The organism is Nocardia sp. NRRL WC-3656 (genome assembly GCF_000720265.1).
Classification (GTDB): domain Bacteria; phylum Actinomycetota; class Actinomycetes; order Mycobacteriales; family Mycobacteriaceae; genus Nocardia; species Nocardia nova.
Genome location: NZ_JOJF01000005.1, coordinates 281,977 through 288,954 on the forward strand (window position 1 = coordinate 281,977; position 6,978 = coordinate 288,954).

A 6,978-nucleotide genomic window follows, 5' to 3' on the forward strand; every position below is an offset into this window, starting at 1 on the left:
GAAAGGGATACCCATGACGCAGGCGAATACCGACGTACGCGAACGGATTCCGAGCACCGATCGGGTCGCGGTGCGAGTGGTCGACTCCGACGTCCACCCGGCGCCCCGGCCGGGACGGCTTGCCGAACTCTACCCGGAGCCGTTCCGCAGCAAGTACTTCCTCAACCGCCACGTCGGCAGCACCATCTTCTACGACGCCCCCGACTTCGCCTACGCCTACGCGATGCGGGTGGACGCCTTCACACCCGACGGCGGTTTCCCGGGTAGCGATCCCGACACGCTGTTCCGGCAGCTCATCATGGGCGCCGGCTCCGATATCGCCATCCTCGAGCCGGGCCTGCACCAGGCCCGGCTGCCGGAGGCGACCTCGGCGGCCGCGGCGGCGGTCAACACCTGGCTGGACCAGGACTGGCTCGACGGTCACAACAACTGGCATCAGCGCTATCGCGGTTCCATCAGCGCCGCGGCCGAGGACCCGGCCGGCGCGGTCCGCGAAATCGAGAAATGGGCCGGACATCCGTATATGGCGCAGATCCTCATTCGCGCGGAACCGCGCCCGGCGTGGGGCGATCCGATGTACGACCCGGTGTGGGCGGCCGCGGTGAAGCACGACCTGCCGGTGGCCTGTCACCTCTCCCGCGGGAATTTCGAGATGCTGCCGATGCCGCCGGTGGGATATCCCAGCTACAACCACGATTTCATGGTGACCTACTCGCTGCTGGCGATGAATCAGGTGATGAGCCTGATCTTCGACGGCGTCTTCGACCGCTTCCCGGCGTTGCGCATCATCCTGGTCGAGCATGCGTTCACCTGGATCCTGCCGCTGATGTGGCGGATGGATGCGATCTACGAGGCGCGCAAAGCTTGGGTCGAGATCAAGCGCAAGCCGTCGGAGTACGTCAAGGAGCACATCAAGTTCACCACCCAGCCCCTGGACTATCCCGAGGACAAGACGGAATTGACCCGGGCACTGGAATGGATGGAGGCGGACAGGATTCTGCTGTTCTCCTCGGACTATCCGCACTGGACCTTCGACGATCCGCGCTGGCTGGTCAAACATCTGCCCGAGCACACCCGCGAGCCGGTGATGTTCGGCAACGGGCTGAAAACCTACGCCAACCTGCCCGATACCGTGCCGGTACTGCCCGGGCAAGTGCGGGTGTTCTGAGATGAGCGACGACCTCGCGGCCACGCCGCGGCTGCCGCAGGGGCGTGAGCACGCCGTCGCCACCGTCGACGAAATTCCGCCCGGGACACATAAACTCGTCCCGATCGGCCGCCACGGAGTCGGCGTCTACAACGTCGACGGCACCTTCTACGCCATCGCCAATTACTGTCCGCACGAGGGCGGCCCGCTGTGTTCGGGCCGTACCCGGGGACTGACCGCGGTCGACGAATCGGTTCCCGGTGACGCGGTCAGCGTGCGCGGCGGCGAATACATCTACTGCCCGTGGCACCAGTGGGGATTCGAATTGGCCACCGGCACCACCGCGGTGAAACCGGAATGGAGTATCCGCACCTATCCCGTGCGGGTGGTCGGCAACGACGTTCTGGTCACGGCCTGATGGGTCAGCGCCCGGAGGCGGCAACGAAGTGTCACCACGTAGGGCGCCCCATCAGGCGACGAATAGCGCAGCTTGATCCGACACAGACGAGGAGGTCTGTCCATGCCGATCGCCGAAATCCGCGGTGGTGAGGTCTATTACGAAATTCTGGGCGAGTCCGGTCCGCTGATCGTGCTCACTCCCGGTGGCCGGTTCAGCATCGAAATTCCGGGGTTGCGGCCGCTGGCCGAGGCCCTGGTCGCCGGTGGCCACCGGGTCCTGCTGTGGGACCGGCCCAACTGCGGCCGCAGTGAGGTCGCGTTCTGGGGTCCCACGGAATCGCATATGCGCGCCGAGGTGCTGCACGATCTGCTCGTGCATCTGGATACGGGTCCGGTGATCATCGCCGGCGGCTCCGGCGGTGCGCGGGATTCCATTCTGACGGCGATGCTGTATCCGGAGATCGCGACGAAGCTGATCGTGTGGAATATCGTCGGCGGCAACTACGGCTTGATCGCGCTCGGTTCGCATTACATCATTCCCAACATTACCGCGGCGAAGATCAAGGGCATCGAGGGTCTGATCGAACTGCCGGAATGGCAGGAACGCATCCAGGACAATCCGAAGAACAAGGACCGGCTGCTGGCTCTCGACGCCGAGGAATTCCAGGCGCAGATGTTGCGCTGGCTCGACGCCTATGTTCCGAAACCGGGTCAGACGATTCCCGGGGTGACCGATTACGAGTTCTCGAAGCTGAAGATTCCGACGCTCATCATCCGGGGAGGTGAGCGCGATATCGACCACCCCAAGCGGACGTCGATGGAGGTGCACTGCCTGATCGAGGGTTCGATCCTGATCGATCCGCCGTGGCCCGAGGACGCCTGGCAGCAGGGTCAGAAGGCGCGCGCCCGGGGAGAGGGCAACATCTTCGACACCTGGGTGCTGGCCGCGCCGGCGATCCTGGACTTCGTGCGGCAGTAGCGGTGGAAATCGGCGAATCGCGGTGTGCCGGTGAGCCGCTCGTAGGCGGCTCACCGCTGTGCTCACCTGGTGACGATGACCACCTCCGAGTTGGTCGCCGCCTCGAGCGCGGTCTGGATCCGGCTCTCCGGGATGCGCTCCAGATCGGCGCGCGCCAGGCGGACGGTGAGGGTGTCGAAGCCGGCCGCGTCGCAGCTGCGATCGATCTCTCCGGTGATGCCGAATCCGGCCAGGACACCGTGGGCGTCGTCGTCGGTCCCCCGGCTGACGAAGGTGACCGCCCCGGGCCGGACGGCGGAGCCGAAGATATCGGCACACATTCCCACCGCGTGTTCGCGCACGGCGGCCGTGTCGTCACCGTTGATCAGCACCTGGATTTCGCGGCGGCGCGCGGGAAGCTTATCGATATCGGGTGCGGTCACCGATATTCCGGATTTCGCAGCGCGAGAGATGAGTGCGGATATCTTCTTCCCGAATTCCGCGGGCGGCAGTTCCCCGGCGGGATCCACGTCGACACGAATTACTGCGGTACGCATGCCGCCGATTGTAGGCACAGCCATTTCCGCGCCGACGGTTTTCGGCGGCGGACGATATTCCGAAGGACGGATCGATGGATGCGATCGCGAATCCGATAGTCAGCGCACCACCGGGGACGACGCCGCGAATCACCGGCGGCAGCGAGGGCACCGAGTCGGCGGCGGCCTACCGGGCGAGCGGCGGGTACGCGCCGATCGAGGATCCGGCGCGGCTGCTCGCCGAGGTCGTCGAGTCGGGCCTGCGCGGGCGTGGCGGCGCGGGCTTCCCGCTGGGCACGAAACTGCTGTCGGTACAGCGGCATTGCGGTGCCGGAGTGCGGCCGGTGGTCGTCGCCAACGGAGAGGAGGGCGAACCGGCCTCGGGAAAGGACCGCTGGTTGTTGCGCCGGCGCCCCCATCTGGTGCTGGACGGATTACGGGCCGCCGCAACGATTCTCGGCGCCGATCGCGCGGTGGTGTACGTCTCCGACGACCGGGCCGCCGAATCGGTCGCCGGCGCGCTCGCCGGGACCGATCCCGCCGAGCTCGCGGTGCCGATGGAGATCGTCACCGTCGCCGCCCGATATGTGGCCGGGGAGGAGACGGCGGCGGTCCGTGCGATCGACGGCGGGCCCGCCACACCCACCGACAAGCCGCCCCGCCCGTATGCGGCCGGTGTCGGCGCACGCCCCACACTGGTCAGCAACGTGGAAACTCTCGCCCAGCTGGCGTGGATCCACCGCTTCGGCGCGGCGGCCTTCCGTGCCGTGGGCACCGCGGACTCGCCGGGGACCTTCCTGGCCACCGTGACCGGGGGCGGGCGCGAACCGGCGATCTACGAACTGCCGCACGGGTTTTCGTTCCGCGCCCTGCTCGAGTTGCACGGCGTCGCCGCGGACCGCGTGCACGGCGCGCTGCTGGGCGGCTATTTCAACGGCCTCACCAACAGCCGCATCCTCGACGCCCGGCTCGATCACGAGGCGTTGCGAGCGATGGGGACGGGCCTGGGTTGCGGCGCCGTCGCGCTGCTCACGCCCGACGACTGCCCGGTCGCGGTGGCGGCGGCGGTGCTGGACTATTTCGACCGGGAGAACGCCGGTCAGTGCGGCTCGTGTTTCAACGGCACCGCGGCGATGAGCGCGGTCGCCTCCGCACTGCGCGACGGGGTCGCCGAGGCCGCCGATCTGGATCGGCTGCGCCGCTGGGCGACCGTGCTGCGCGGCCGCGGCGCCTGCGGCACCCTCGACGCGGCGACGAATGCGGCCCGGACCCTGCTCGACGAATTTCCGGATGCGGTGGCGCGCCACCGCGGCGGCGGCTGCGCGATCTGCGCGGCCACTCCGTTCGCCGCGGTCCGCCCCTTCGATGTGGAAGCGGTGACCTCGCTGTGAAAATCCGACTCGATCGCACCGTCTGCGACGGCTTCGGCACCTGTGCCAAACACGCGCCGAAGTACTTCTCCCTCGACGACTGGGGCTACGCGTCCCTGGAAGGTGACGGTGTCGTCGCACCCGCCGATCGCGACGGCGTGCACCGGGCACTGCTGGACTGCCCGGTGCACGCCATCACCGAAATCGACAGCGCGACCGAGTAATTCGCGCCGTCAGCGCCAGGGCAGGCAGCCGGCGCTGCGCAGCCGCGAGGCCAATCCGCCGTCGATGCCCACCGGGCCACCGAATCCGCCGGCGCTCAGCGTGGGAACCAGCTGCGCGCCGAGTCCGGCGCCGATCGAACATCCGAGGAGATTGATATCCACGGTGATGATCTCCTTGGGCGGGTTGAGGCCCGAATCGTCATCGGCCGCAGCGACGCCGGCCCCCGCCACCGCGGCGACGGTCAACGCCGCGGCGGCGAGACCGGTGGTGATGATGCGCACGTATCCTCCTTCTGCGCCGATGTGGCGCAGGTCCTTTTCCGACGGCAAACAACAACGACGGCCTGCCGGAACCAGGCCGGCGAGGCCGAAACATAGTGTTGACCGCCGCCGAATCCGGCAAACCACACCCGACGGATCCGGCGGGCCGGCTCGGCGAGGAACCGGTCCTAGGTGGTTGGTGTTTTTCGTGCGGTGACTGGCCTGCTCGAGCAGAATGCTGGGGTGAGTTTGGGGCGTGTGCCGCGCCAGGGTGATCTGCTGCGGTCGACGGTGGAGTTCTGCGCGGGTCGGGTGGCCGAGGATTCGATTTACGGTGTGCTGCATCGTGAATGCGACCGGTTGTTCCCTGATGTGATGTTCGCCGACCTGTTCACCGATGTCGGGCGACGGTCGGTGCCGCCGATGATCGTGGCGGTGGTGATGGTGTTGCAGCGCATCGAGGGCCTGTCGGATCGAGAAGCGGTGGAACGCTTCGCGTTCGATGCCCGCTGGAAGTATGCCGCCGGTGGCCTGGATTTCGACTATCCGGGGTTCGTGCACACGGTTCTGGTGGACATGCGGGCGCGGCTGGCGCGTTCGGATCGCCCGAACCGCATCTTCGACGCGGTGCTCGAGGTTGCCCGCCAGGCTGGGCTGGTGGGCCGGCGCCGGGTGCTGGACTCGACTCCGCTGTATGACGCGGTGGCCACGATGGACACCGTCACCCTGGTCCGGTCGGCGATCCGCGGCCTGCTCACAGCGGCCGGCACCGGTCTGGCCGCGGCGTTGGGTGCGGTGCTCACCAGTGGCGACGACTACGCCAGCGCGGCCAAACCGGGCATCGACTGGGACGATGAGGCCACCCGCGCGCAGTTGATCGATTCTCGTGCCCGCGACGGGATGGCGATGCTGGTGGTGCTGGACGGGCTCAAACTCGACCAGCGCCTGGATGCTGCCGCGCGATTGCTGGCCACCGTGCTCGGCCAGGACATCACCGAAGACGACGACGGGCACTTCGTGATCGTGCGTGGCACCGCCGCGGACCGGGTCATCTCCACCGTCGATCCCGAGACCCGGCACGGACACAAGACATCGGCGCGCGGGTTCGACGGCTACAAGGCCCACATCGCCATCGACCCCGACAGCGAGATCATCACCGCCACCACCGTCACCCCCGGCAACAGCGGCGACGCCGATCCCGCCGCAATGTTGCTTACCGACATCCTGCCCTCTGAAGCCGAAGCCGAAGCCGAAGCGGCGGTGTTCGGCGATGCGGCTTACGGCGCGGGAGAGTTGTTGAAACAGTTGGACGACAACGGAATTCACAACATGGTGAAGGTGCAGCCGTCGTCGTCGGTGAAGGGGATGTTCTCCAAGGACCGTTTTATCATCGATGCGAACCACCGGATGGTGACCTGCCCGGCCGGAAACACCGCTTTCCTCGCTGCCCGCTCCGGCCGCCATGCAGGTGCCGCCTATTTCGGCGACGCCTGCACCGAGTGCTCCCTGCGGGCGCAATGCACCACCGCGGTCGGTGGACGCACCATCACCATCGGCGCTTTCGAGAAATACCTGGTCACCGGCCGTGAGCGCCAACGCGATCCGCACTGGAAAGCCGAATACCGCGCCACCCGACCCAAGGTCGAACGCAAGATCGGCCACCTGATGCGGCGCCGCCACGGCGGCCGCCGCGCCCGCATGCGCGGGCGCGCCAAGATCGAGGCCGACTTCGGCATGCTCGCCGCCGCGGTCAACCTCGCCCGCCTCGCCGTCCTCGGAATCAGCCACACCGCCACCGGCTGGACCACAGTGCCGGCCTGAATCTCAGGCCAGAACCTTGGCGCGCCATGCCATCACACCAAATCATCACGGCACAACCCGAAACGGCGGTCAACGAGTCATCACCATCCGCCGCCGACACCCATCACCGGCCCCCCGATCCACCGCGACAGCGCCTCGGCAGACCCCATTCGACACCAGCCACCTAGGTTCTGTCTCGAAGTGAGTGATGGGGTGGCACCGCTCAGCGGTGCCTCCCCATCAGCATGTTTGTGGAAGATGTTGCTCGCGTTGGCATATGGGT

At 67.3% G+C, this 6,978-nt stretch carries 7 protein-coding genes and 1 pseudogene; 6 read left to right on the plus strand and 2 right to left on the minus strand.

All coding sequences use genetic code 11. The features are described from left to right. Positions 1 to 13: 13 nt before the first annotated feature. The 3 genes from IG65_RS0109985 (at position 14) to IG65_RS0109995 (ending at position 2,525) form a co-directional block, all read left to right on the plus strand. A complete protein-coding gene (locus tag IG65_RS0109985; RefSeq protein WP_030514581.1) occupies positions 14 to 1,168 on the plus strand; it encodes an amidohydrolase family protein in 1,155 nt (384 codons plus the stop codon). 1 nt (position 1,169) lies between these two features. After that, positions 1,170 to 1,565, plus strand: a complete 396-nt coding sequence (locus IG65_RS0109990; protein WP_030514582.1) for a Rieske 2Fe-2S domain-containing protein — start codon at positions 1,170 to 1,172, stop codon at positions 1,563 to 1,565. 102 nt (positions 1,566 to 1,667) lie between these two features. Further along, positions 1,668 to 2,525: an alpha/beta fold hydrolase gene (locus tag IG65_RS0109995; protein WP_030514583.1), complete on the plus strand. Its 858-nt coding sequence runs from the start codon at positions 1,668 to 1,670 to the stop codon at positions 2,523 to 2,525. 62 nt (positions 2,526 to 2,587) lie between these two features. Here the strand turns inward: IG65_RS0109995 and IG65_RS0110000 are convergent, their stop codons facing one another. Continuing rightward, positions 2,588 to 3,061 (minus strand): hypothetical protein, encoded by a 474-nt coding sequence (locus tag IG65_RS0110000; protein ID WP_030514584.1) that lies wholly within the window; start codon positions 3,059 to 3,061, stop codon positions 2,588 to 2,590. Positions 3,062 to 3,135: 74 nt separating this feature from the next. On the opposite strand from IG65_RS0110000, the gene IG65_RS0110005 reads away from it, so the two are divergent. Together IG65_RS0110005 and IG65_RS0110010 are read left to right on the plus strand one after the other, a co-directional pair. Further along, a complete protein-coding gene (locus IG65_RS0110005; RefSeq protein ID WP_030514585.1) occupies positions 3,136 to 4,431 on the plus strand; it encodes an NADH-ubiquinone oxidoreductase-F iron-sulfur binding region domain-containing protein in 1,296 nt (431 codons plus the stop codon). After that, positions 4,428 to 4,628, plus strand: a pseudogene (locus IG65_RS0110010) (ferredoxin); the annotation flags it as partial. The gene IG65_RS0110005 and the pseudogene IG65_RS0110010, both read left to right, overlap by 4 nt. 15 nt (positions 4,629 to 4,643) lie before the next feature. Here the strand turns inward: IG65_RS0110010 and IG65_RS0110015 are convergent. Then, positions 4,644 to 4,916 (minus strand): hypothetical protein, encoded by a 273-nt coding sequence (locus tag IG65_RS0110015; RefSeq protein WP_030514587.1) that lies wholly within the window; start codon positions 4,914 to 4,916, stop codon positions 4,644 to 4,646. A gap of 222 nt (positions 4,917 to 5,138) precedes the next feature. Here IG65_RS0110015 and IG65_RS0110020 point away from each other — a divergent pair, with 222 nt between their 5' ends. Next, positions 5,139 to 6,716: an IS1182 family transposase gene (locus IG65_RS0110020; protein ID WP_030514588.1), complete on the plus strand. Its 1,578-nt coding sequence runs from the start codon at positions 5,139 to 5,141 to the stop codon at positions 6,714 to 6,716. Positions 6,717 to 6,978 lie beyond the last annotated feature (262 nt).